At 70.5% G+C, this 25189-nt stretch carries 18 protein-coding genes; 9 read left to right on the forward strand and 9 right to left on the reverse strand.

Going from position 1 to position 25189, the window contains the following annotated elements:
* Window positions 1-13: 13 nt before the first annotated feature.
* Both KZ820_RS16095 and KZ820_RS16100 read left to right on the forward strand, forming a co-directional pair.
* Complete coding sequence (locus KZ820_RS16095; RefSeq protein ID WP_219749611.1) at window positions 14-1492, forward strand: alginate export family protein; 1479 nt, start codon at window positions 14-16, stop codon at window positions 1490-1492.
* A 195-nt stretch (window positions 1493-1687) separates the two neighbouring features.
* Entirely contained in the window at window positions 1688-2995 is a 1308-nt protein-coding gene (locus KZ820_RS16100; protein ID WP_258048253.1) for an MFS transporter, read from the forward strand.
* 195 nt (window positions 2996-3190) lie between these two features.
* On the opposite strand, the gene KZ820_RS16105 is transcribed toward KZ820_RS16100, so the two are convergent.
* A complete protein-coding gene (locus KZ820_RS16105; RefSeq protein ID WP_219749613.1) occupies window positions 3191-4192 on the reverse strand; it encodes an NAD(P)H-quinone oxidoreductase in 1002 nt (333 codons plus the stop codon).
* A gap of 131 nt (window positions 4193-4323) precedes the next feature.
* On the opposite strand from KZ820_RS16105, the gene KZ820_RS16110 reads away from it, so the two are divergent.
* The 5 genes from KZ820_RS16110 (at window position 4324) to KZ820_RS16130 (ending at window position 11389) form a co-directional block, all read left to right on the forward strand.
* Window positions 4324-4521 carry a DUF1192 family protein gene (locus KZ820_RS16110; protein ID WP_183944976.1) on the forward strand — a complete coding sequence of 66 codons (198 nt, stop codon included), beginning with the start codon at window positions 4324-4326 and terminating at the stop codon, window positions 4519-4521.
* Between the two features lie 130 nt (window positions 4522-4651).
* Window positions 4652-6979, forward strand: a complete 2328-nt coding sequence (clpA, locus tag KZ820_RS16115; RefSeq protein WP_219749614.1) for an ATP-dependent Clp protease ATP-binding subunit ClpA — start codon at window positions 4652-4654, stop codon at window positions 6977-6979.
* Between the two features lie 345 nt (window positions 6980-7324).
* A complete protein-coding gene (locus KZ820_RS16120; protein ID WP_219749615.1) occupies window positions 7325-8989 on the forward strand; it encodes a GGDEF domain-containing protein in 1665 nt (554 codons plus the stop codon).
* Window positions 8990-9420: 431 nt separating this feature from the next.
* On the forward strand, window positions 9421-9636 hold the full coding sequence (locus KZ820_RS16125; RefSeq protein WP_219749616.1) for a hypothetical protein: 216 nt from the start codon (window positions 9421-9423) through the stop codon (window positions 9634-9636).
* A 40-nt stretch (window positions 9637-9676) separates the two neighbouring features.
* Entirely contained in the window at window positions 9677-11389 is a 1713-nt protein-coding gene (locus KZ820_RS16130) for a long-chain-fatty-acid--CoA ligase (RefSeq protein WP_219749617.1), read from the forward strand.
* A 124-nt stretch (window positions 11390-11513) separates the two neighbouring features.
* Here the strand turns inward: KZ820_RS16130 and KZ820_RS16135 are convergent, their stop codons facing one another.
* The 5 genes from KZ820_RS16135 to KZ820_RS16155 form a co-directional block, all read right to left on the reverse strand.
* On the reverse strand, window positions 11514-12044 hold the full coding sequence (locus KZ820_RS16135; protein WP_219749618.1) for a PilZ domain-containing protein: 531 nt from the start codon (window positions 12042-12044) through the stop codon (window positions 11514-11516).
* Window positions 12045-12143: 99 nt separating this feature from the next.
* On the reverse strand, window positions 12144-12410 hold the full coding sequence (locus tag KZ820_RS16140; RefSeq protein WP_132909494.1) for a DUF2312 domain-containing protein: 267 nt from the start codon (window positions 12408-12410) through the stop codon (window positions 12144-12146).
* A gap of 399 nt (window positions 12411-12809) precedes the next feature.
* On the reverse strand, window positions 12810-14171 hold the full coding sequence (locus KZ820_RS16145) for a metal-dependent hydrolase family protein (protein ID WP_219749619.1): 1362 nt from the start codon (window positions 14169-14171) through the stop codon (window positions 12810-12812).
* Between the two features lie 411 nt (window positions 14172-14582).
* Complete coding sequence (locus KZ820_RS16150; protein WP_219749620.1) at window positions 14583-15548, reverse strand: agmatine deiminase family protein; 966 nt, start codon at window positions 15546-15548, stop codon at window positions 14583-14585.
* A 15-nt stretch (window positions 15549-15563) separates the two neighbouring features.
* Complete coding sequence (locus tag KZ820_RS16155; RefSeq protein ID WP_219749621.1) at window positions 15564-17216, reverse strand: M28 family peptidase; 1653 nt, start codon at window positions 17214-17216, stop codon at window positions 15564-15566.
* A gap of 119 nt (window positions 17217-17335) precedes the next feature.
* Here KZ820_RS16155 and KZ820_RS16160 point away from each other — a divergent pair, with 119 nt between their 5' ends.
* Window positions 17336-19366 carry an alpha/beta hydrolase family protein gene (locus tag KZ820_RS16160; RefSeq protein WP_219749622.1) on the forward strand — a complete coding sequence of 677 codons (2031 nt, stop codon included), beginning with the start codon at window positions 17336-17338 and terminating at the stop codon, window positions 19364-19366.
* Between the two features lie 344 nt (window positions 19367-19710).
* Here the strand turns inward: KZ820_RS16160 and KZ820_RS16165 are convergent, their stop codons facing one another.
* Entirely contained in the window at window positions 19711-20889 is a 1179-nt protein-coding gene (locus tag KZ820_RS16165; protein WP_219749623.1) for an acetyl-CoA C-acyltransferase, read from the reverse strand.
* Window positions 20890-21075: 186 nt separating this feature from the next.
* Window positions 21076-21510 (reverse strand): MaoC family dehydratase, encoded by a 435-nt coding sequence (locus tag KZ820_RS16170; RefSeq protein ID WP_219749672.1) that lies wholly within the window; start codon window positions 21508-21510, stop codon window positions 21076-21078.
* A gap of 113 nt (window positions 21511-21623) precedes the next feature.
* Here KZ820_RS16170 and KZ820_RS16175 point away from each other — a divergent pair, with 113 nt between their 5' ends.
* Window positions 21624-24593 carry an L-glutamate gamma-semialdehyde dehydrogenase gene (locus tag KZ820_RS16175; protein WP_219749624.1) on the forward strand — a complete coding sequence of 990 codons (2970 nt, stop codon included), beginning with the start codon at window positions 21624-21626 and terminating at the stop codon, window positions 24591-24593.
* Window positions 24594-24786: 193 nt separating this feature from the next.
* Here the strand turns inward: KZ820_RS16175 and KZ820_RS16180 are convergent, their stop codons facing one another.
* Window positions 24787-25173 (reverse strand): glycine zipper 2TM domain-containing protein, encoded by a 387-nt coding sequence (locus KZ820_RS16180; RefSeq protein WP_219749625.1) that lies wholly within the window; start codon window positions 25171-25173, stop codon window positions 24787-24789.
* Window positions 25174-25189 lie beyond the last annotated feature (16 nt).

A 25189-nucleotide genomic window follows, 5' to 3' on the forward strand; every position in this document is an offset into this window, starting at 1 on the left:
CCGTGGAGAGGTCATGATACGAGTTTCACTGATGTCGAGCGCGCTGCTCGCCCCGGCCCTGCTGGCGGCGGCGCCGGCGCGGGCGCAGGCGGGCGGCGGCAAGGCCGCGCCCGCGACGCCGATCGCGTCCGAATATCCCGCCGCCGGGATCGGCGAGGGCACCGCGCAGGGCAAGTATAACGTCTCGCGCTGGGCCGAGGACTGGCGCGCCATGGCCGATGCGGACAAGCGCGACGACCCGCTCGACCGGCTCAAGTTCCTGCCGCTGACGGAGGACGGCAAGGTCTATCTCTCCCTCTCGGGCGAGATCCGCTACCGCGTCCAGGCGACCACCAACCCCGACCTGCGCGACCGCGAGGCGCAGCGACAGGAGCGGCTGCGCGTCTTCGCCGGTGCCGACCTCCACCTCGGCGAGCATGTCCGCGTCTTCGGCGAGCTCGCCAAGGCGCGGGTCGATGGCGTCAACCTCGGCACGCCGGCGGGCAACCTGCGCAACGCGCTGACGCTGTCGCAGGGCTTCGGCGAGGTCTATGGCACGATCGGCGGCGCGTCCGTGGGCGTGCGCGCGGGGCGGCAGGAATTCTCCGACGGGCCCAACCTGCTCACCTCGGTGCGCGACGACCCCACGCTCCACTTCGTGCTCGACGGCGTCCGCGCCTATGCGCGCGGCAAGCGCGTGCGCGCCGACCTGTTCGACCTGCGCTACGTGAACTACGGCCAGCAGGGGTTGAGCGACGATCGCACCGACGGCGGGCGGCGCTTCAGCGGCGTCACCTTCGGCTATGCGCTGCCCGGCGAGGTCCTCGGCGGGTCGAAGCTGTTCTTCGATCCGTTCGTGTGGCGGCTGCGCAATCGCGCCGCGACCTCGAACGGCGCGGTCGCGCGCGAGGAGCGGATGTTCTACGGGCTCCACCTCTACGGCGACGCCGGGCCGGTGACGCTCGACTGGACGGTGAACCACCAGCGCGGCACCTTCGGTGACCGGCCGATCCGCGCGTGGCAGGCGTTCGTGGCGCAGACCTACCGGCTGGGCGCGGCGACGAGCGCGCCGCGCGTCGGCGTCCACCTCGACTATGCCAGCGGCGGGGGCAGCTACGACGGCGGCACGCTGCGCACCGCGAGCGGGCTGTACGGCAACAACATCTATTACAGCTATCAGCTGTTCCTGACGCCGACCAACCTGATGTCGGTCTCGCCCAACGTCTCGTTCAGCCCGGTGAAGCGGCTGCGCGTCACGGGCGAGTACACGATGGCATGGCGCGCGACCGAGAAGGACGCGGTGTACCGCGCCTCGGGCGCCGCCTTCGCCGGCACGCAGGACGTCGCGGGCAAGCGTATCGCCGACCTGATCCGCGTCCAGGCGATCTGGGCGGTGACGCCGCGGGTGAGCGTGACAGGTCGCTACGAGCATCTGATCGCCAAGGACGCGCTGACGCGCGCTGGGTATCACAGCTCGGACTTCCTCGCCGCCTGGCTGAGCCTGCGGTTCTGATGGGCACCCCGAAATTCTCCCCGGCATGGGGAGGGGAGCCAGCCGCAGGCTGGTGGAGGTGGGGGCCGCAAGCGTCGCGCTTCGTGGCGAGCCCCCTCCACCACTCGCTTCGCGAGCGGTCCCCCTCCCCGCGAGCGGGGAGGATTGGCGCCGGCACCGACGCGCAATAAACCACCTATGACAAGGAGAGACGCCATGGCCGCCGCGCCGCCTACCGCACCCGGCACCGCCCCCGTTTCCGGCCGGCTCAAGTCGATCATCGGCGGCTCGACCGGCAATCTGGTCGAGTGGTTCGACTGGTACGTCTATTCCGCCTTCACGCTCTATTTCGTCGGCCACTTCTTCCCCAAGGACGACCCGACCGCGCAGCTGCTGAGCGCCGCGGCGGTGTTCGCGGTGGGCTTCGTGATGCGGCCGATCGGGGCGTGGATCATGGGCATCTACGCCGACCGGCGCGGGCGCAAGGCGGGGCTGACCCTGTCGGTGACGCTGATGTGCACCGGCTCGCTGATCATCGCCTGCGCGCCCGGGATCGAAACGATCGGCTATGGCGCGCCCGCGCTGCTGGTGCTTGCGCGGCTGATGCAGGGCCTGTCGGTGGGCGGCGAATATGGCGCCAGCGCGACCTATCTGTCCGAGATGGCGGGCAAGGAGCGGCGCGGCTTCTTCTCGTCCTTCCAGTATGTCACGTTGATCTCGGGGCAGCTGCTCGCGATCCTGCTGCTGGTGGTGCTGCAATCGTTGATGAGCGAGGCGGCGCTGACCAGCTGGGGCTGGCGCATCCCCTTCGCGATCGGCGCGGTGCTGGCGCTGGTGGTGTTCTGGCTGCGCCGCGGGCTGGCGGAGACGCAGAGCTTCGAGAAGGCCAAGAAGAGCGACGCGCCCAAGTCGGGCTTCGGCACGCTGCTGCGCCGCCACCCGCGCGAGACCGCGCTGGTGATGCTGCTCACCGCCGGGGGCACGCTCGCCTTCTACGCTTACTCGATCTACATGCAGAAGTTCCTGGTCAACACCTCGGGCTTCTCCAAGGAGACCGCGACCCAGATCAATGCGGTGACCTTGTTCGTCTTCATGCTGCTCCAGCCGGTCGCGGGCGGGCTGTCCGACCGGATCGGGCGCAAGCCGCTGATGGTGGCGTTCGGCGTGGCGGGCGTGCTGTTCACCTATCCGATCTTTTCCGCCCTTGAGCGGACGCGCGACGCCACCGTCGCGGGGTTGCTGGTGATGGCAGCGCTGGTGATCGTGACGGGCTATACGTCGATCAACGCGGTGGTGAAGGCGGAGCTGTTCCCCGCGCACATCCGCGCACTGGGCGTGGCGCTGCCCTATGCGCTGGCCAACACGATCTTCGGCGGGACGGCGGAATATGTCGCGCTGAGCTTCAAGCAGCACGGCTGGGAGCAGGGCTTCTACTGGTACGTCACGGTGATGATCGGCGTGTCGCTGCTGGTCTACCTGCGCATGCGCGACACGGGGAAGACCAGCCTGATCGCGGAGGATTGAGGGGAGGGGCGGAAGTGGTGAGCCGCCGGCGCTCCCCCCTCCACTGCCGTCATCCTGAGCTTGTCTCAGGATCCACTGGTAGGCAGGCGCCTCAGCCGATAGGTGCGTGGCATCGTGGATCCCGAAACGAGTTCAGGATGACGGCGGGGGAGGAGGCGAGGTCGCACTTCCCCCACTCCCTCCGCCCCCAGCGTCTCACGCCATCGTCAGCACGATCTTGCCGATATGATCGCCGCTCTCCATCCGCCGGTGCGCCTCGGCCGCCTGTGCCAGCGGGAAGCTGCGGTCCATCACCGGCCGGAGCTTGCCCCCCGCGGCGAAGGGCCACACCGTGCGCGCGATCTCGTCGGTGACAAGCGCCTTGAAGCCGGCGTCGCGCGCGCGCAGCGTCGAGCCGGTCAGCGTCAGCCGCCGCCGCATGATCTCGAACAGCGGCACGGTCGCACTGGCGCCGCGCTGGACTGCGATCGAGACGTGGCGGCCGTCCTCGGCGAGGCACTGGAGGTTGCGCGGCACATAGTCGCCGCCGACCATGTCGAGCACCGCCGCGCAGCCGCGCCCCTCGGTGATGTCGCGGACGCGCGCGACGAAATCCTCGCTACGATAGTTGATCGCGTGGTCGGCGCCGAGCCGCTTCGCTGCCGCGGCCTTCTCGTCCGAACCGACGGTGACGATGATCTCCAGTCCGAACAGATTGGCGAGCGCGATCGCCATCGTGCCGATCCCGCTGGTGCCGCCGTGGACCAGCACCGTGTCGCCCTCCATCGCGAAGGCGCGCTCGAACAGATTGGTCCACACCGTGAAGAGCGTCTCGGGCAGCGCCGCCGCCTCGACCAGCGACAGCGCCGCGGGCACGGGCAGCACCTGGCCCGCGGGCACGAGCGCGTATTCGGCATAGGCGCCGCCGGCGACGAGCGCGCAGACCGGCTGACCGAGCAGCGCCGGCTCGACCCCGTCGCCGAGCGCCACCACCTCGCCCGCCAGCTCGAGCCCGAGCACGCTCGGCGCGCCGGGGGGCGGCGGGTACTTCCCCTCGCGCTGCATCACGTCGGGCCGGTTGACCCCCGCCGCGGCGACTCGCACCAGCAGCTCGCCCGCACCCGGCCGCGGCACCGCGCGCTCGACCGGCACCAGCACCTCCGGGCCGCCGGACTCCGCGGGATCGATCGCCAGCATCACCTCGGGCAGGTCGGTCATCGCTCGGGCAACCCTTTCATTCTGGCGTCTTCCCCGCCTTATGGCCGGGGCGGCGCGGGCGTCAACGCGCGCGCCGCCGCGCGGGTTCGCCGCGACTTGACTCCGCGCCGCCCCGGTAGGACGATCCGCGCATGGACCTAGACGACATCCTCGGCCCGCAGCGCGACGACCCGCTCGCCGCCCTGCTGCGCGAGGATCTCGATCGGCTCTCCGTCGCCGAGCTGGAGGCGCGCGCCGCCGCGCTGGAAGGCGAGATCGCGCGGATCCGGCGCAAAATAGATGGCGCCGTTAACCATCGTGCAAGCGCGGATGCGCTATTCAAGCGATGAACGCTGGCGCACTGGGCTGGCGAACGATCGCTCCCGGTGCGGACGGCCAGCGCTTGATGCGGGGCCACTCAATCACGACATTCGTGACGATGGGCCGCGTGTCCTCACGCGGCCCGCTAGGAGTAATCTGATGCCCTCATTCGCCAGCGCTCTCGAGACCACGCTGCACAAGGCGCTCGAGGCCGCTTCCTCGCGCCGTCACGAATATGCCACGCTCGAGCACCTGCTGCTCGCGCTGATCGATGACGAGCACGCCAGCCAGGTGATGTCCGCGTGCGGCGTCGACCTCGGCGAGCTCAAGACCACGGTTGCGCACTATCTCGACACCGAGCTCGGCGCGCTGCGCGTCGACGCCGCCACCGATCCCTCGCCCACCTCGGGCTTCCAGCGCGTCGTCCAGCGCGCGATCCTGCACGTCCAGTCGTCGGGTCGCGACGAGGTGACCGGCGCCAACGTGCTGGTCGCGCTCTTCTCCGAGCGCGAGAGCTATGCGGTCTACTTCCTGCAGCAGCAGGACATGAGCCGCCTCGACGCGGTCAGCTATATCAGCCACGGCGTCGGCAAGGGCGCCGCCACCCCCGAGGCGACCAGCGTGAAGGGCGCGGCCGAGGAGGAGAAGAAGGAGAAGGCGGACACGTCGGGCAAGAAGGGCGAGAGCGCGCTCAAGCAGTTCACCGTCGACCTCAACGAGAAGGCGAAGACCGGCAAGGTCGACCCGCTGATCGGCCGCATGGCGGAGGTGGACCGCACCGTGCAGATCCTGTGCCGGCGCTCGAAGAACAACCCGCTCTATGTCGGCGATCCCGGCGTGGGCAAGACCGCGATCGCGGAAGGTCTGGCGCGCAAGATCGTCGAGGGCGATGTGCCCGAGGTGCTCAAGCCCGCGGTGATCTACTCGCTCGACATGGGCGCGTTGCTCGCGGGCACGCGCTATCGCGGCGACTTCGAGGAGCGGCTCAAGGCGGTCGTCAACGAGCTGGAGAAGCTGCCGCACGCGGTGCTCTTCATCGACGAGATACACACCGTGATCGGCGCGGGCGCGACCAGCGGCGGCGCGATGGACGCGTCCAACCTGCTCAAGCCGGCGCTGTCGGGCGGCACGATCCGATGCATCGGCTCGACCACCTACAAGGAGTTCCGCAACCACTTCGAGAAGGACCGCGCGCTGCTGCGGCGCTTCCAGAAGATCGACGTCAACGAGCCCTCGATCGAGGACACGATCAAGATCCTCGCCGGGCTGCGCTCGGCGTTCGAGGACCATCACTCGGTCAAGTACACGCCCGACGCGATCAAGTCGGCGGTGGAGCTCAGCGCGCGCTACATCAACGATCGTAAGCTGCCCGACAAGGCGATCGACGTGATCGACGAGGTCGGCGCGATGCAGATGCTGGTGCCCCCGTCCAAGCGCAAGAAGACGATCACCGCCAAGGAGATCGAGGCGGTCATCGCGACCATGGCGCGGATCCCGCCGAAGAGCGTGTCGACCGACGACAAGAAGCAGCTCGAGACGCTCGAGACCGACCTGAAGCGCGTGGTGTTCGGCCAGAATGCCGCGATCGAGAAACTGTCGTCGGCGATCAAGCTGGCGCGCGCCGGGCTGCGCGAGCCGGAGAAGCCGATCGGCAACTACCTCTTCACCGGCCCGACGGGCGTCGGCAAGACCGAGGTGGCCAAGCAGCTCTCGACGATCCTGGGCATCCCGCTCCAGCGCTTCGACATGAGCGAATATATGGAGCGCCACTCGGTCAGCCGGCTGATCGGTGCGCCCCCGGGCTATGTCGGCTTCGACCAGGGCGGCCTGTTGACCGACGCGGTCGACCAGAACCCGCACTGCGTGCTGCTGCTGGACGAGATCGAGAAGGCGCACCCCGATTTGTTCAACATCCTGTTGCAGGTGATGGACAACGGGCGGCTCACCGACCAGCACGGCAAGACCGTCGACTTCCGCAACGTCATCCTGATCATGACGACCAACGCGGGCGCGGCGGACATGGCGCGCGAGACGGTCGGCTTCGGCAACCTAACCCGCGAGGGGGAGGACGAGCAGGCGGTGCAGAAGATGTTCACGCCCGAGTTCCGCAACCGGCTCGATGCGATCGTGCCGTTCGGCTATCTGCCGCCCGAGGTGGTGGCGCGCGTGGTGGACAAGTTCATCCTCCAGCTGGAACTCCAGCTGGCCGACCGCGACGTCCACATCAAGCTCGACGACGAGGCCAAGAAATGGCTCACCGACAAGGGCTATGACAAGCTCTACGGCGCGCGCCCGATGGGTCGCCTGATCCAGGAGAAGATCAAGCAGCCGCTCGCCGAGGAGCTGCTGTTCGGCAAGCTGGTCCACGGCGGCGAGGTGACGGTGCGGCTCAAGGAGGGCGCGCTCTCCTTCGCGATCGAGCCCGCCGCGCCGAAGAAGCCGGGCAAGAAGAAGGGCGGCAAGGCCGCGCCGGTCGAGGCGGGCTGAGGGTCGGCGGACGAGGGGCGGGGGACGAGCGTTCTCCGCCGCCGTCGTGCGGGTTAAGCTCTCCTCACGCGCAACATCGTTCCCCGGTGGAGGCCGGGGCCCAGGTAGGAAGGTGGTGGTGAGAGCCATGATCGTTCCCCCAACTGTGCCCCGGCCTCCGCCGGGGCACAGCCTTTGTGGCGGCGGCTGCGTTGCCTCGCGTTGCCTGTCGCTCGAGTGAAGCGACATAGTCTGACATCGCCGGGACAGGTGCGGCAGCGGTGCACGCTCCGTCGCCCCGAAGCGCGCAACATATGATCGCGCCGTTAACCTTCCCTTCGGGTTCGGCCTGTTACGCCGGTCGTCATGGACGGGGGGAAGGTCATCCGCTGGATCGCGCGCGCGCTCGCGCTGCTCGCCGCCTGGGTCGCGCTCGCGCCCCCGGCCGCGGCGCTGGCGGGGACGCCGCTCGCCACCTGTTTCCGCCGCGCGCTGCCCGATGAACGCGCCGCGGCGGTGCTCGACGACCCGCGCGGCTTCGATTGCACCAGCGACCAGCGGAGCGCCGGACCGGGCGATTACTGGGTGCTCGCGCCGCGCCTTCCTTCGATCGCGCGCGGCTCGCTGATCCGCTTCGCCAGCGTCTGGCAGGACGCCGCGACGCTCCACGTCCGCTACGCCGACGGTGCGACGCGCGCGACCGGCTTTACCAGCGCGAACGCGTGGCAGCGGCTCAAGCTCGGCGCGGTGTTCGAACTGGCGCTGCCGGATCATGCCGCAGCGCCGGTCGCGCTGTTGTGGCATGTTCGCGGTGCGCCGGTCACGCGCGGCATCGTCATCGACCCTCGCGTCGCCACGCCGGCGCAGTCGACCCGGATGGAGGTGGCGATGGCCGCCTTCTACGCCGCCTTCGCCGGACTGTGCGTCGCCCTGCTGATGTCCAACCTCGCGCTCGGCGCGGCGCTGCGCCAGCGCTTCCACCCGCCCTATTGCGCGATGGTGCTGTGCCTGCTCGCCTATGGCGTCAGCTCCTCCGGGCTGCTGGGCCAGCTCACCGGCATGGACAACAACCTGCGGTTGCGGCTCAACACCGCGCTGCTGGCGCTGGCGCTCAGCTTCGCGATCCTGTTCGCGCGGCGCTTCTTCCACCCGCGCGTGTTCGCCGGCTGGGTCGGGCGCACGGCGACTCTGTCGGTCGGTGCGGTGCTGGTGACCGCGACGCTCTATTGCACGCTGATGCCATGGGCATCGCACTGGCTCGACGCCGCGCTGACCGCGAGCTTCGCCGCGGTGGCCGCCTTGGCGCTGCCGCTGCTGTGGCGCGGGTGGCGCGCCGACACGCCGCACGCGCGCGTGTTCATGCTGGCCTGGGGCACGCCGCTCGCGTTCGCGGGGCTGCGTATCGCACAGGCGGCGGGGCTGGTGCGCTGGAACTTCTTCATCGACAATTCGACCTTGCTGGCGATGGCGCTGGAGGCATCGTGCAGCGCGCTGGTGATCGCGTGGCGCATCAAGCTGGTGGTGGAGGAGCGCGACGCGGCGCGCGAGCAGGAGATGCTGGCGCGGCTGCTCGCCGACAGCGATCCGCTGACCGGTCTGATGAACCGTCGCAGCTTCCTGCGCGAGGCGATCGGGCGCGCCGAGCCGCAGCTGCTCGTGCTGATCGACATCGATCATTTCAAGCAGGTCAACGACACGCTCGGCCACGACGGCGGCGACGAGGTGCTGCGCGTCTTCGCGCGCGCGCTGCTGGCGGTGGTGCCCGACGACGCGCTGGTGGCCCGGGTCGGCGGCGAGGAGTTCGCGGTGCTGACCGGCGCCGGGCGCGACGATCTGCCCGACCAGATCCTCGACGCGGTGCGCGCGGCCCGGATGCCCTTCGATCTCGCGGTCACCGCCTCGCTGGGCAGCGAGCGCGGCACCATCGCGACCGAGGCGGAATGGAAGCGGCTCTACCGCCGCGCCGACGACGCGCTCTACGCCGCCAAGACCGCGGGGCGCGACCGCGTGCGCTGGGCCGCGGCGGCATAGTCGGGAGCTGGCGACAGCTAGGGCTGGGTCCATGGTGGCGCGGTGCGGCGTGGACGGCGGGAGCCTGACTGATCCGAGCTGGGCGCCTCGTACAGAAGACCTGTCGAGAAGTGGCTGTCCCATCCCTCCACCCGTCATCTCCGCGCAGGCGGGGATTTAGACACGCTGACGTTCCGTTCTTTTCACGTCCTTCGACGCGTCTGGATCCCTGCCTTTGCAGGGATGACGGAGGAGGAATCGGGCGTGGTGATCGACGAGCGTCTCGACGGACCCCGGCGACGCAACGGCGAAGAGGGCGCCGTACTGGCATGATGCCGGCTCCAGGCAAACCTACGTCTCTTCCGGCGGCCGCACGCGACGCTTCCTTACACCCCCGCTTCCCGCATCGGCACAGTCGCGCTAAGCTCCGCGCACACCACAGCGAGGCCCCCATGACCCAGCCGCCAGACCTTCGTCGCCGCCGCGCCGTGATCGGTGGGTTGGCGCTGCTGCTGCTCGCCATGGCGCAGCGCGAGACGCCGATGATCGGCACGCTCACGATCCATGCCGACGGCGCGCATCTGCCCCGCGTGACGGCCGACGCCGCCCCCGCGCTGCGGCCGCTCGCCGCGGCGGTCGTCCTGCTCGGAGAATATCTGGTACGCTGACCGCTTGTCGCTGGCGGCGCGGTTGCTTACAGCGATGTCAATGACGGACGAGCACGCCTGGCAGGACGCCTATCGCCACCCGGTGCCCTGGACCACCGGCTTCGCGCCGCGGTCGATGATCGACCTGTTCGAGGATTCGGTACGCCAGCACGGCCAGCGCCCCGCGATCGACTTCCTCGGGCGCCACTATAGCTACGACGAGCTCGCCGACGGCGTGCGGCGGGTCGCCACCGGTCTCGCCGCGCTCGGCTATGGCAAAGGCGATCGTATCGGCCTGTTCCTGCCCAACACGCCGCATTATCTCGCGGCCTATCACGGCGCGCTGCGGCTGGGCTGCACCGTCGTCAACTTCTCGCCGCTCTACACCGTCGACGAGCTCTGCCATCAGGTCGAGGACTCAGGCACGCGGCTGCTGTTCACCCTCTCCGCCACCGCGCTGCTGCCCAACGCGCTGGCGGTGCTCGACAAGAGCGGGCTCGAGCGGCTGGTGGTCGGCTCGGTCGCGGGCGTGCTGCCGCCTGCCAAGTCGGTCGCCTATCGCCTGCTCAAGCGACGCGAGGTGGCGCCGCGCCCGGCCGACCCGCGCGTGCTCGCCTTCTCGCAGCTGATCGCCAACGACGGCGCGCTGCCTCCCGCGGCGATCGCGCCGGAGCGCGACGTCGCGCTGATCCAGTACACCGGCGGCACCACCGGCGTGCCCAAGGGCGCGATGCTGACCCACGCCAACGTCTCCGCCAACGCGCGCCAGGTCGCCTGCCTCGACCCGCACCGGGAGCAGACCGACCGCATCCTGGGCGTGCTGCCGCTGTTCCACGTCTTCGCCAACACCTGCGTGATGAACCGCACGATCGTGACCGGCGGCGAGATGGTGCTGCTGCCGCGCTTCGACGCCGGCCAGGCGCTCGCCGCGATCGCGCGGACGCGCCCGACCTCGCTGCCGGGCGTGCCGACCATGTACCAGGCGCTGCTCGATCACCCCTCGCTGGCCAAGACCGACCTGACCAGCCTGCGCGTCTGCATCTCGGGCGGCGCACCGCTCAACGCCGAGCTCAAGGCGCGCTGGGAGGCGGCGACCGGCTCGACGCTGGTGGAGGGCTATGGCCTGTCGGAGAGCACCGGCGTGCTCACCACCAATCCCTATGACCCGCCGCAGAAGCCCGGCACGATCGGGCAGCCCTTGCCCTCCACCCGCATTCGGCTGGTCGACAAGGAGGATGCCACGCGCGAGGCGCCGCCGGGCGAGCCCGGCGAGATCGTCGCGCTGGGGCCGCAGATCATGGCGGGCTATTGGAATCGTCCCGACGCCGACGCGACCACCTTCGCGCTCGATGCGCAGGGGCGGCGCTGGCTGCGCACTGGCGACGTCGGCACGATCGACTCGGACGGCTTCATCGCCATCGTCGACCGGCTCAAGGACATGATCGCGGTCGGCGGTTTCAAGGTCTTTCCGAGCCAGATCGAGGCGATCCTCTATCATCATCCCGCGGTGCGCGAGGCGCTGGTGATCGGCATGGCGGACACCTATCGCGGCGAGGTGCCGCGCGCCTATGTCACGCTGACCGAGGAGGCGGGCGCGATCGACGGCGTTGTGCTTCGCGACTGGCTCAATCCACAGCTGGGCAAGCACGAGCGAGTCGACCGCGTGGTGGTGCGCGCGGCGCTGCCCAAGACGATGATCGGCAAGCTCAGCCGCAAAGATCTGGTGGCGGAGATCCGCGCCGAGATGGAGTCGCCACCGATCACGCCGAGCTGAGCGACAGGCTCGGGCGCGGGCGTGGCATCGATGGAAACGGTGTTCCTGCGGGGGCGGGAACCCAGGACCCAGGCGGCATCATTGCAGTCCTTGGCTCCCGCGTGCGCAGGAGCATGCTGCGTCGCTACCTGCCCTCGAGCGCCGCGCCGATCGCGTCGGCGGGTCGCGAGAGCAGCCCGTAGACGCCCTGCGCCGCGATCACCGCCAGCGTCACGCCGACGAGTGCCATCACGATGAACTGGAAGGCCGAGGCGAAGGCGCGCGATCGCTCCACCTTGCGCGCCATCTGCGCCTCGTGCGCGAGGCGGCGCTCGGCACGGCGCTCGCCCGCGTCCGGCTCGGCCTTCTGCTGCGGCCGGCTGGCGAGCCGCGGCTCGTCCACCAGCGCCTTTACCGAGAGCCGCTCCTGCGACTTGATGCCGAAGAAGCGGCCCTTGGCCCATTGCACGCGGCCGACGATCACGATCGTGCCGCGACGGATCTCGATATAGCTGCCGGGCTGGGGGGGCTCGTCGCAGCCGCCCATCAGCCCCCGCGACGAGACGTTGTGAATGACGACGTCAACCCACTTCGCCCCCAGCCGCATCCGCGACGGGATCAGGACCGTGATCCGCTCCTCGCGCGGGCGAAAGCCAGATTGTAGCGCCGCGAGCACCGTCGTCGCATTCCCTCATCGCTGAACCAGGAGGCGGCTATGCCACCGGCGGCGCGAAGAAGGCGTTAACGCGACAGCGATCGTGACCCGTTCCGGCGATCAGAGCATCCCGAGCGCCTGCATGTACACCTCGAGGATCGACTGCTCCTCCTGGTACTCCTCCCGCTTCTGCTTGCGGATCTTCATGATCTGGCGGATCGCCTTGGCGTCATAGCCGCGGCTCTTGGCCTCGGCGAAGACGTCTTTGATGTCGTCGGCGATGCCCTTCTTCTCTTCCTCGAGCCGCTCGGCGCGCTCGATCAGCAGCCGCAGTTCGTCCGCCGCGACCGCGCCGCCGCCCATGCCTTCGCCCCGCTCTTCCGCCATGTCGCTGTATTCCTCGAAAAGATGACGCCGCCCGCGGGCGCAGGCGAATCGCACTGCGGCGGACGACGAGGTTCGACCCTGATCGGGTGAGGGGGCGCGTCTATCCGGGTGCGCGCGCCGGCTCAAGTGTGGCGGTGCGGACGCAGTGAGGGAGGGGCGCTCCGTTCGCGCGGAGGAGCGGCTGAGCCCGTCGAAGTCGCGTCTCGAAGCGCCTCTACCGTCTGCGGCATCAGGTGCTTCGAGACGGCCCTTCGCCAAGCTCAGTGCCTCCTCAGCACGAGCGGCCCGGGCATGATCCGTCTGCCTCGAAGGATCAGCGTGCTCCTGCGCACGCAGGAGCCCAGAGTCATAAGCGATACCGTCCGTGATCCTGGGCTCCGGCGTCCGCCGGAGCACGGATCAACGCTGCGGGGGTGCACCGCTCCGCTCACCCCCCTTCGCCACCACCCCGCGGTGCATGACGAAGTCGACCGCCTCCAGACGCCGCACGTCGTCGAGCGGCGAGCCGGTGACCGCGATCAGATCGGCGCGCTTGCCCGGTGCGATCACGCCCAGGTCGTCGCGGCCGAGCAGGTCGGCGGCCGCGACGGTGGCGCTGCGGATCGCCTGCGCCGGGGTCATGCCGAGGTCGACGAGGTGCGCGAACTCGGTCGCATTGTCGCCGTGGCGCGACACGCCGCTGTCCGTGCCGAAGGCGAACTTCACCCCCGCCGCCCAGGCCTTCTTGTGGTTGGCGTGGAGCGCCGCCGCGGCCGCCTCGGCCTTCGGGATGGTGGCGGGCGGCAGCGCCCCGGCGCGCGCCTGCGCGAGCGCGGCGAGCGGGGCGATCTCGGTCGGTACCAGATAGGCATTATGCGCCTTGAACAGCCGGATCGTCTCGTCGTCGAGATAGCTGGCGTGCTCGACCGAGTCGACGCCTGCCTCGAGCGCCGCTTTGGTGCCTTCGGCGGCGTGGCTGTGCGCCGTGGCCTTGCGACCGAGCGCGTGCGCGGTCTCGACGATGGCGCGCATCTCCTCGGGCGTCATCGCGCGACCGAGGCCACCGGCGACGTTCGACAGCACGCCGCCGGTCGCGGCGAACTTGATCACCTGCGCGCCCAGCCCGACCTGCGCGCGCACCGCGCGGCGGCAGTCGTCCGGCCCGTCGCAGACGTTGATCTGGTGCGCGTGGACCGCGTCGGCCCATTCCTCGGCGAGGCCGTTGCCGCCGTCCCCGTGCCCGCCGGTGACCGAGATCATCGAGCCGGCGTTGACGATCGTCGGCCCTGAGACGTCGCCGCGCTCGACCGCGTCGCGCAGCGCGCGGATGCCGCGCGGGTCGCCGCCGAGGTCGCGCACGGTGGTGAAGCCCGCCTCGAGCGTGCGGCGCGCGTTGACCACCGCCGTCATCAGGTCGTCGGCCGAATCGGTATTGAGCCGGGTGAGCCGCTCGCGCAGCGGGTCGCCGCCGATTCCCCAGAGGTGGACGTGCATGTCGATCAGCCCGGGCAGGACGAACTCACGCGACAGGTCGACCAGGCGCGCGCCCGCGGGCGGCGGGACGAGCCCGTCGCGCACCTCGGCGATCACGCCGTCGCGCACGATCACGGTGCTGGGGCCGCGCGGGCGCTCGCCGGGGCGGTCGAGCAGCTGGCCGGCGTGGACGTAGACCAGCGCGGGCGCCGACGCGGGCGTGGCGGACGCCGCGGCGGGTGCCGGTTGTTGCGCACTGGCCCCCGCGGCGAGCGCGAGTGCGAGCGTGACGGCGAGTGTTCTCAGCATGTTGCCCCCTGTTGTTGTGGGGCAAGGCTAGGCTGCGGCGCGGCGTTCGTCACGGGGGTGGTTTGAGTGAGGGAGGCGACGCCTGATCCGCGCCCGCCTTGTCATGCCCCGCCCCCACTTCCTCGTCACCGTCCTCTCGATCCCCACACCGGCATCGTCATCCCCGCGGAGGCGGGAATCCAGACACGCCGACGCTCGTGCAAGAGCCGGCACGTCAGCGCCTATGGATCCCCACTCTCGCGGGGATGACGATGCGGGTGTGGGGGGGCGGAAGGGCAGAGAGGCAGGGCGGAGAGGCAAGGGCGGGAGGGACAGGAGGAGAGGTACAGGACGCTGGGCGAAGGGCCGCTGGCTTGCTGTCAGCGGCGACACGGCTCCGTGCCATTTCCCCGCGCGCCGCCCGCTCCACTCTTACGCCGGTATCTGCTGCGAGATGCAGTGGAAGCTGCCGCCTCCCGTCAGGATCGCGTCGGCGCGCAGCCCGATCACCTCGCGGTCGGGGAAGAGCGCGCGCACCGCGGCGACGCCCGCTTCGTCCTGCGGCGTGCCGTACACCGGCACCACCACCGCGGCGTTGCCGATGTAGAAGTTCATGTAGCTCGCCGGCACCACCTCCTCGTCGCGCAGCACGCGGCCGGGCGAGGGGATCTCGACCACCTCCACGCCAGCGGCACGAGCGCGCGCGGCGGCGTCCTGGTAGACGCGCCAATTGGGGTCGTTCTCCGCGCCGACCGGCAGCGCCAGCCGGTTCGGCCCGACGAAGCGCGCCAGATTGTCGACATGGCCGTCGGTATGGTCGTTGAGCAGCCCGTCGCCGAGCCACAGCACGCGCGTATAGCCCAGGTCCGCGGCGAGCCGGCGCTCCACCGCTTCCTTGGTCAGCGCGGGGTTGCGGTTGGGGTTGAGCAGGCACTGCTCGGTGGTGACGACCAACCCAGTGCCGTCGCCGTCGATCGCGCCGCCCTCGAGCACCCACTCGCACGGCAGCACGATCAGCCCGCGCGCGCGCGCCAGCCGGGCGCCGATGTCGTCGTCACCGGGCAGGTCGTATTTGCCGCCCCAGCCGTTGAACTGGAAGTCGCGCGCGCGCCCGTCACCGTCGACGATCGGCGCGGTGTCGCGCAGCCAGATGTCGCCGAAGGGTTGGACCAGCACCTCGGCGAAGGGCGCGAGCGCGCGCGCCGCCGCGGCCGCCTCGGCGTCGGCGGCGACGAGCAGCACCTGCTCGCCGCGCCCCTCGGCATGGACCGCGCGCGCGAAGGCGGCGACCTCGTCGCGCGCCTGATCGAGATCGTCCTGCCAAAGCTCGGGATGGCTCGGGAAACCGATCCACACCGCTTGGTGCGGCGCCCATTCGGGCAGCGGGGTACGGGACACGTGGGTCACTCCTGTTCAGCGCGCGGTGGCGCGGCTGCGGTCGCGGATCGCGCGGAACTCGTCGCCCGCGACCCAGTTGGGCCAGGCGTCGCTCTCGGCCAGCGCGCGCCCGATCGAGTAATAGAGCTGCACGTCGCGCACCGTTCCCGCCCAGTTCCAGTTCGGGTCATATTCGTCCTTGGGGCCGTGGTAGCGGTGCTCCTCATAGTCCTTCGCCGCCGCGGCGCCCGCGGCCTTGCCGCCCGCCACCAGATCGTCGCCCGCGTCGAAATAGATCATCGGCACGCCGCGCTTGGCGAGGCTGAAATGGTCCGAGCGATAGTAGAAGCCCTTCTCCGGGGTCGGCTCGTCCGAGGCGTAGCGCCCCTGCGCCTTGAGCGCGGCGTCGAGGTAGGCATCGAGCTCGGACTTGCCCTTGCCGACCACCACCACGTTCTTCGCCGGCCCGGCGAGCGACAGCGCGTCCATGTTGACCCCGCCGACCGTGCGCGCGAGCGGGTAGATCGGGTTGGCGGCGTAATATTCGGAGCCGAGGAGCCCCGATTCCTCGCCCGTGACCGCGACGAAGACCTGACTGCGCGCCGCCGGCCCGACCTTGGCATTGGCCTCGGCGAGCGCGACCAGCGCGGCGGTGCCGCTGGCATTGTCGATCGCGCCGTTGCAGATGTCGTCCCCGTCGGGTGCCGCCTCGCACCGGCCGAGATGGTCCCAGTGTGCGCTGTAGAGGACGTAATCGTCGGGGCGGGTCTTGCCCGGCAGCACGCCGACGACGTTGCGCGACATGTGCTTGCGCACCGTCTCGTCGAACGAGACCGAGGCCGTCACACCCTTGAGCGGCACCGCGCGGAAGCCCTCGCGCGCGGCCGCGGCGGCGAGCGCGTCGAAGTCGAGCTTCTCGCGCGCGAACAGCGCCTTCGCCTGGTCGTACTGGATCCAGCCGATCGCCGCGCTCTGGTCGGCATGGCCGTCGGCGGCGTCGGCCACCTGCTGCGCGCCGGTCCAGCTCGACTGGACCACGTTCCAGCCATAGGCCGCGGGCTCGGTCTGGTGGACGATCAGCGCGGCCGCAGCACCCTGCCGCGCCGCCTCCTCGAATTTGTAGGTCCAGCGGCCGTAATAGGTCATCGCGCGGCCGTTGAAGGTACCGCCGACCGTGGGCGTTCGCCAGTCTGGATCGTTGATCAGGATCAGCACCGTCTTGCCGCGCACGTCGACCCCGGCATAGTCGTTCCACCCCTTCTCGGGCGCGTTGACGCCATAGCCGACGAAGACGACGTCGCTGTCCTTCACCTCCTCGTGCGGGGCGATGCGGTGGCTGCCCACCACCATCTGCGGCCCGTACTGCAGGCTGAGCGGCGCGCCCGCGCCCTTGAAGACGAGCGGCGAGACGTTGCGCGCGGTCAGCTCGACCAGCGGCACGTCCTGGAACCAGCTGCCCTTGTTGCCCGGCGTCAGCCCCGCCGCGGCGAAGCGCTTCGCCAGATAGGCGACCGTCTTCTCCTCGCCCGCGGTACCGGGCGCGCGTCCCTCATAAGCATCCGAGGATAACTCTTTCGTCACCTCTTTGAGTGTCTGCTCCGCGATCGACGCGGTCGGCACGGTCTGTGCCGCGACGGCGCTCGCCGCGGCCAGCGCGAGCAGGGACAAGGACGAGAGACGCAGACGCATGGTCGTACTCCGGGGGGATACCGGCGCCTCATGCCAAGCTGGGTCAGCGCTGTCCACGCGGGCCTTGCGGCGCGCGCGGCGCCGGATAGATTTGTGACGGGGAAACGGGGGAAGATGAGATGAGGGGGAAGACGGGGGCGGCGCTGTGTGCGCTGCTCGCGGGGCTCGCCGGCCAGGCCGCGATCGCGGCGCCGGCGGCGACGGACGGCGCGTCGGCTGCACCGGCGGTACCGGCCGCTCCGGCGGCGGGCGACTTGGCCAGCCGCTTCGGTGCGCGCGAGCATGTCGGGCAGGTCAGCCTGGCGCCCGACGGCGCGCACATCGCCTATATCAGCGCGACGCAGGGGCGCGGTAGCGCGGTGCGGCTGATCGACGTCGCGAAGCAGCGCGAGGAGATGGTCGATCTCGGCAACGGCGAGCGACTGACCCCGTCGATGTGCGGCTGGGCCTCCTCCGCGCGGCTGGTCTGCAAGTTCCGCGGCGTCGCCGATTATTACGACAAGCAGGTGGGCTATTCGCGGCTGTTCGCCTTCGACGCCGACGGTGGCCACCCGCTGTACCTCGGCCGCAAGAGCCGGCTAGGCGCGACCCGCCTCAACCAGTTCGACGGTGACGTGATCGACTGGCGCGCGGGCGACGGCTGGGTGCTGATGCAGCGCGACTTCATCCCCGAGCGGGGTGACGGCTTCAACGCCAGCTCGGTGTCGCGCGACGGGCTCGGCGTCGAGCTGGTCGACAGCAGCACGGGCAAGGCGCAGCTGATCGAGCGCCCGGTGTCCGACGCCGAGGACTGGCTCGCGGACGGGCAGGGCCATATCCGCGTCCGCGAGACGATGCCGCGGCGCGAGGACGGCGAGCTCAAGGGCGACACCGTCTACAGCTACCGCCCGACCGGCCAGGACGCGTGGAAGCCGTTCAGCACCTCGCGCCAGGACGGTCCGAGCGTGCTCGAGCCGCTCGCGGTCGACGGCACGCGTGACGTGGCGTTCGCGACCCGACGGCTCGACGGGCGGCTCGCGCTGTACAGCGTGGCGCTCGACGGCTCGATGAAGGCGGACCTGGTGTGGAGCAATCCCGAGGTCGATGTCGGCGGGATCGCGCGGATCGGGCGGCACGGGCGCGTGATCGGCGCCACCTACGTGACCGATCGCCGCCAGACCGACTATTTCGATCCGGAGTACAAGACGCTCGCCGCCAAGCTGGCGAAGGCGTTGCCGAAGTCGCCGCTGATCGGCCTGGTCGGCGCCACCGCGGACGAGAGCCGGCTGCTGGTCTATGCCGGCAGCGACGTCGATCCCGGCATGTATTACCTCTACACCAAGGCCAAGCGCACGCTCGACCCGCTGATCGCGGCGCGCCCCGAGCTGGAGGGGGTGCCGCTCGGCCAGATGACCTCGGTCAAGTTCCCCGCGGCGGACGGCACGATGGTGCCCGGCTATCTCACGCTGCCGCCGGGCGGCGCGACCAAGGGGCTGCCCGCGATCGTGATGCCGCACGGCGGCCCGGCCTATCGCGACGAATGGGGCTTCGACTGGCTCGTCCAGTTCTTCGCCGCCTCGGGCTATGCGGTGCTGCAGCCGCAGTTCCGCGGCTCGACCGGCTACGGTGACGCCTGGTTTGCCAACAACGGCTTCCGCTCGTGGGAGCTGGCGATCGGCGACGTCAGCGACGCCGGGCGCTGGCTGGTCAAGCAGGGCATCGCCGATCCGGCCAGGCTCGGCATCCTGGGCTGGTCCTACGGCGGCTATGCCGCGTTGCAGAGCAACGTCGTCGACCCCGACCTGTTCAAGGCGGTGGTGGCGATCGCGCCCGTAACCGACCTGGGCCGCACCAAGCAGGAGAGCGAGGGCTTCAGCAACCACGCCATGGTCGAGCGCCAGATCGGCTCGGGCGAGAATATCGGCAAGGGCTCGCCGGCGCGCCACGCCGACCGCTTCAAGGCGCCGGTGCTGCTGTTCCACGGCGACCGCGACCTCAACGTCGGGGTGGGCCAGTCCAAGCTGATGGACAAACGACTGCGCGGGGCGGGCAAGGCCTCGACGCTGGTGGTGTACGAGGGGCTGGACCACCAGCTCGACGACGACCGCGCGCGCGCCGAGATGCTGCGCAAGAGCGACGGCTTCCTGCGCGCGGCCTTCGCGGGAAAGTGATGGCGGTGGCGGAGCTGCTTGCAGGAGCTTGATTGAGCCTTGCTCCTGCGTACCCGTATTCGGGGCAGTGACAACCGCAGCCGTTGCTGGGCCCGGCGCTGATAGTGATGCACGACCGATCCTCCCCTTGCAGGGGAGGTGGCAGCCCGCAGGGCTGACGGAGGGGTGTCACCGCTGGTGAGTCCGGCGCCGCTCACCGGCCGGGTCACCCCTCCGTCAGTGCTGGCGCGCTGCCAGTGCGGGCGAGATGGTGTCCACCGGACACCATCTTGGCTTGCCGGGGGCAAGCCAAAGCCCGCACTCCCCTTGCAGGGGAGGATATTCATTCAGCGACGCCAGCGACCTCACAGCACCTCGAACAGTCCCGCCGCGCCCATGCCGCCGCCGACGCACATCGTCACCACGACGTACTTGGCGCCGCGACACTTGCCCTCGATCAGCGCGTGGCCGGTCATGCGCGCGCCCGACATGCCATAGGGATGACCGATCGAGATCGCGCCGCCGTTGACGTTGAGCAGCTCGTTGGGGATGCCCAGTTTGTCGCGGCAGTAGAGCACCTGCACCGCGAACGCCTCGTTGAGCTCCCACAGGCCGATGTCGTCCATCGTCAGCCCGTTCTTCTCGAGCAGCTTGGGGATCGCATAGACCGGGCCGATCCCCATCTCGTCCGGCTTGGTGCCCGCCACCGCCATGCCGACATAGCGGCCGAGCGGGGTGAGCCCGCGCCGCTCGGCGAGCCGCTCCTCCATCAGCACGCTGGCGGAGGCGCCGTCGGACAGCTGCGAGGCGTTGCCCGCGGTAACGTGTCGGTCCGGCCCGACCACTGGCTTGAGCGCGCGCAGCCCCTCGATCGTGGTGTCGGCGCGGTTGCCCTCGTCGCGCGACAGCGTCACCTCCTCGTGGCTGACCTCCTTGGTCTCCTTGTTCACATTGGCCTTGGTGGCGGTGACCGCGACGATCTCGTCGTCGAACCGGCCCGCCGCCTGCGCCGCCGCGGTGCGCTGCTGCGACTGGAGCCCGTACTGATCCTGCGCCTCGCGATCGATGCCGTAGCGGTCCGCGACGATCTCGGCGGTCTGGAGCATCGGCATGTAGATGTCATTGTGCATCGCCAGCAGTTCCTTGTCGGGCGCGACGCGCATCTCGGGAGTCTGGACGAGGCTGATGCTCTCGACCCCGCCGCCGATCGTTACGTCCATCCCGTCGACGACGATCTGCTTGGCCGCGATCGCAATCGCCATCAGCCCGCTGGCGCATTGGCGGTCGACCGACATGCCGGGCACGCTGGTGGGCAGCCCGGCGCGCAGCAGGCTGGTGCGCGCGATGTTGCTCGCCTGATGCCCCTGCTGGAGCGCGGCGCCGAGGATCACGTCCTCTATCTCGGCGCGGTCGATTCCGGCGCGCTCGACCGCGGCGGCGATCGCGTGATGCGCGAGTGTGGGCGAGGGCGTGTTGTTGAACGCGCCGCGATAGGCACGGCCGATCGGCGTGCGGGCGGTGGAGACGATGACGGCGGAGCGCATGGGCAGGGTCCTTTGGTGAGGGTCGGAGAGTGGGTGAGGTTCGAGGCAGCCGTTGCACTCACTGCCGTCATCCCGGACTTGGTCCGGGATCCACCCGTCCGCGCGCCAAACGGCGGATGAGTAAGCGGCACGGTGGATCCCGGACCAAGTCCGGGATGACGGAAGGGGAGAGGGGAGCGGCGCCCCTCACACGAACACCTGCGTGATCCACTCCGCCACCATCGCGGGCTTGTCGTGCCCCTCGATCTCGACCGTGGTGGCGGTGGTGTACTGATACACCCCGGGCCGCTTCGCGGCGAAGTCGGCCAGCACCGACCGCGCGCGGACCCGTGACCCGGACGGCACCGGCGCGAGAAAGCGCACCTTGTTGCCCCCGTAATTCACCCCCATCGTCACGCTCTCGAGCCGCGGCGCGTCGGGGGTGCGCGCCGCCAGCAGCGGCAGCAGCGACAGCGTCAGAAAACCATGCGCGATCGTCCCGCCGAACGGCGTCGCGGCGGCGCGCTCGGGATCGACGTGGATGAACTGGTGGTCGCCGGTCGCCTCGGCGAAACGGTCGATCATCGCCTGGGTCACCTCGACCCAGTCGGAGACGCTCTCGCGCCCGACCGCCTGGCTCATCTCCTCGGCCGTCACCGCGATTCCCCTCCGCCATGCGACGCGCTACAGCGCGCGCATCTGTCTAGGCGCGGCGCCGCCGTGCCCGCAAGACACAACGAACCGAAAGCACGAAGATGGCCGCTGCCGTACCGTCATCCACTCTCGCCCAGCTCCGCGCGCTCCATCGCGCGAGCGAACCCGATGTTCTAAAGCCGCTGCTGGAGCGCGCCGCGGCGGGCGCCGATTCGCGCGCCCGCATCGTCGACACCGCCTCGGGGCTGCTCGCCGACCTCCGCGCGGCGCAGGCGCGCGGCTGGGTCAACCAGTTCCTCCAGGAATATCGCCTCAACTCGTCCGAGGGCGTCGCGCTGCTCAGCCTCGCCGAGGCGTTCCTGCGCGTGCCCGACCCCGAGACCGCCGACCTGCTGATCGCGGACAAGCTCGGCGACGCCGACTGGCGCGCGCACGCCGGCCAGTCCAACTCGCGGCTGGTCAACACCGCCACCTGGGGTCTGGTGGTCGGCCGCGCGCTGGTGGGCGAGGGCGAGACCGGGCCGCTCAAGCGGCTGCTGAGCCGCGCCGGCGAGCCGTTCGTGCGCCAGGCGGTAGGCGCGGCGATGCGGATGATGGGCGAGATCTTCGTGATGGGGCGCACCATCGACGAGGCGATGAGGCGGATGCGCCGCCCCGAGCATCGCGGCTTCACCGCCAGCTTCGACATGCTGGGCGAGGCGGCGCGCACCAGCGCCGACGCCGAGCGCTACTTCCAAGCCTATGTCGACGCGATCGACGCGGTCGGCAGTGACCCCAAGGCGGGCCACTCGGTCTCGGTCAAGCTCTCCGCGCTCCACCCGCGCTACGAAGTGGCGCGCTGGGACGAGTGCGTGCCTGCGCTGACCGAGATGCTGGAGGCGCTCGCGCTCCAGGCGGCGGCGCGTGGCATCGCGCTCACCGTCGACGCCGAGGAGAGCGAGCGGCTCGAGATGAGCCTCGACATCATCGGCGCGGTCGCCGCTCTCCCGCAGCTGCGCGACTGGGACGGGTTCGGCATGGCGGTGCAGGCCTATGGCAAGCGCGCGCGCCCGGTGGTGGCCTGGGCCGACTCGCTCGGCCGGTTGATGAACGTCCGGCTCGTGAAGGGCGCCTATTGGGACAGCGAGATCAAGCGCACCCAGGTCGAGGGGCTCGACGATTACCCGCTGTTCACGCGCAAGGCCGCGACCGACGTGAGTTACCTCGCGGTGGCGCGCGACATGCTCGACGCGCGCTACATCCGCCCCGCCTTCGCCAGCCACAACGCGCTGACGGTGGCGACGATCGTCGAATGGGCGGGCAACGGCCGCGACTTCGAGTTCCAGCGCCTCCACGGCATGGGCGACGGCCTGTACGAGCGGCTGGTGCGCGACCAGGGCTACCATTGCCGCATCTACGCGCCGGTCGGCGGCCACCGCGACCTGCTCGCCTATCTCGTCCGGCGGCTGCTCGAGAACGGCGCCAACTCCAGCTTCGTCCACCAGCTCGCCGACGCAAGGCTGAGCGAGGCCGACATCCTCGCCGATCCCGTCGCCAAGATCGAGTCGGCCGGCGGCACGCGCCACCCCAGCATCCCGCTGCCGGCCGAGCTGTTCGGCGCCGAGCGGCGCAACTCGCGCGGGCTCGACCTGGGCGACCGCGTCGTGCTGGAGGACACGCGCGCCGCGGTGAACCGGCCGATGACCGAGCCGGCGCCCGCGCCGACCGTCGACGTCGCCGCCGCGGTGGCGCGGGCGCGCGCGGCCTTCCCGGCGTGGCAGACGACTTCGGTCGAGGGGCGCGCCGCCTGCCTCGACCGGCTCGCCGACCTGCTCGAGCGCGACCGCGACCGGCTGATGGCGATCTGCGTGCAGGAGGCATTCAAGACCATCCCCGACGCGATCGGCGAGGTGCGCGAGGCCGCCGATTTCTGCCGCTATTATGCGGCGCGGGCGCGTGCGACGCTGGGCTCGGTCGAGCTGCCCGGGCCGACCGGCGAGCGCAACACGCTCCACCTCGAGGGGCGCGGCGTGTGGGCGACGATCGCGCCGTGGAATTTCCCGCTCGCGATCTTCCTCGGCCAGACCGTTGCCGCGCTGGTGACGGGGAACACCGTGGTCGCCAAGCCCGCGCCGCAGACGCCGCGCATTGCCGCCGCGGCGGTGGCGCTGGCGCATGAGGCGGGCGTACCGCGCGACGCGCTCGTGCTGGTGCCGGGCGGACCCGAGGTGGGCGCCGCGCTGGTGGGTGACGCGCGCGTCCAGGGCGTCGCCTTCACCGGCTCGACCGCGACCGCGCGGTCGATCGCGCGCGCGCTGCTGGCGGACGACGACCGCCCGATCGTGCCGCTGATCGCCGAGACCGGCGGGATCAACGCGATGATCGTCGACTCGACCGCTCTGCCCGAGCAGGTGGTGGCGGACGTCGTCACCAGCGCGTTCCGCTCGGCCGGGCAGCGCTGCTCGGCGCTGCGGCTGCTGCTGGTGCAGGAGGACATCGCCGAGGGGCTGATCGAGATGCTCGCTGGCGCGATGGACCTGCTGACGCTCGGCGAGGCGGGCGACCCGCGCACCGACGTTGGCCCGGTGATCGACCGCGCCGCCTATGACCGGCTGATGGCCTATCGCGAACAGGCGCGCGCGCGCTGGGTGAAGACGGTGGCGGCGCCAGCGGAGGGGCTGTTCGTGCCGCCGACGCTGATCCGGCTCGACTCGGTCGAGGCGCTCGACCGCGAGTGGTTCGGGCCGCTGCTCCACGTCGCGACGTGGAAGGCGGGCGCGCTGGAGGAGACGATCGCGCGGGTCAACGCCAAGGGCTATGGGCTGACGATGGGCCTGCACAGCCGCATCGCGCGCGCGGCCGAGGTGACCGAGGCGGCGGCGGCGGTGGGCAACCTCTATATCAATCGCTCGATGATCGGCGCGGTGGTGGGGTCGCAGCCGTTCGGCGGCGAGGGGCTGTCGGGGACGGGGCCCAAGGCGGGTGGGCCGCTGTACCTCTACCGCTTCTGCGCCGAGCGGGCGGTGTCGGTCGACACCACCAGCGCGGGCGGCAATGCGACGCTGCTGAGCCTGGAGGAGGGCGGGATCTGAGCAAGCGACCCCGCCGGGGCAGCATCGGAGTGCGACAGCGCGCCTACCCGAGATGACCCCTCCCCGCAGGGGAGGGGTTGGGGTGTGGCCTTTTCACGGGCGACACGCTCGTGGAACCCCCTATCCCCGGCCCCTCCTCTAAAGGGGAGGGGAGAGGCGAAAGGTGTCGATTCAGCGAAGCAGCACCCTCACCTCAGCGGCACTTCACCTTGCCACGATCGATCGAGCGGCCGAGAAGCGCGCCGCCGCCCGCGCCCAGCAGCGTGCCGAGCGTGCCACCGCCGACCAGGTTACCCAGCACGCCGCCGCCGACGCCGCCGATCACCAGACCCGTCGTGCCATCGTTGCGCTTGCAATAAGCGCGACCGTCACGCCCGCGGTAGATCTGGTCGTCGCGCCCGAGCGCCCGCTCGCGCCGGCTGCTGCCGCGGCGATAGTCGCGCGACGGATCCCAGTTCTGGTCGTCACCATGCCAGCGATAGTCGCGATTGCGGTCGCTGCGCTGCGCCTGCGCGGCGGGGGCGAGCATCGGGGTGGTGGCGGTGGCGAGCGCCAGCGCGGCGAGCAGGGCCTTGTTCATGGCATGTGTCTCCTTC

Source organism: Sphingomonas citri (assembly GCF_019429485.1).
Taxonomy (GTDB): Bacteria; Pseudomonadota; Alphaproteobacteria; order Sphingomonadales; family Sphingomonadaceae; genus Sphingomonas; species Sphingomonas citri.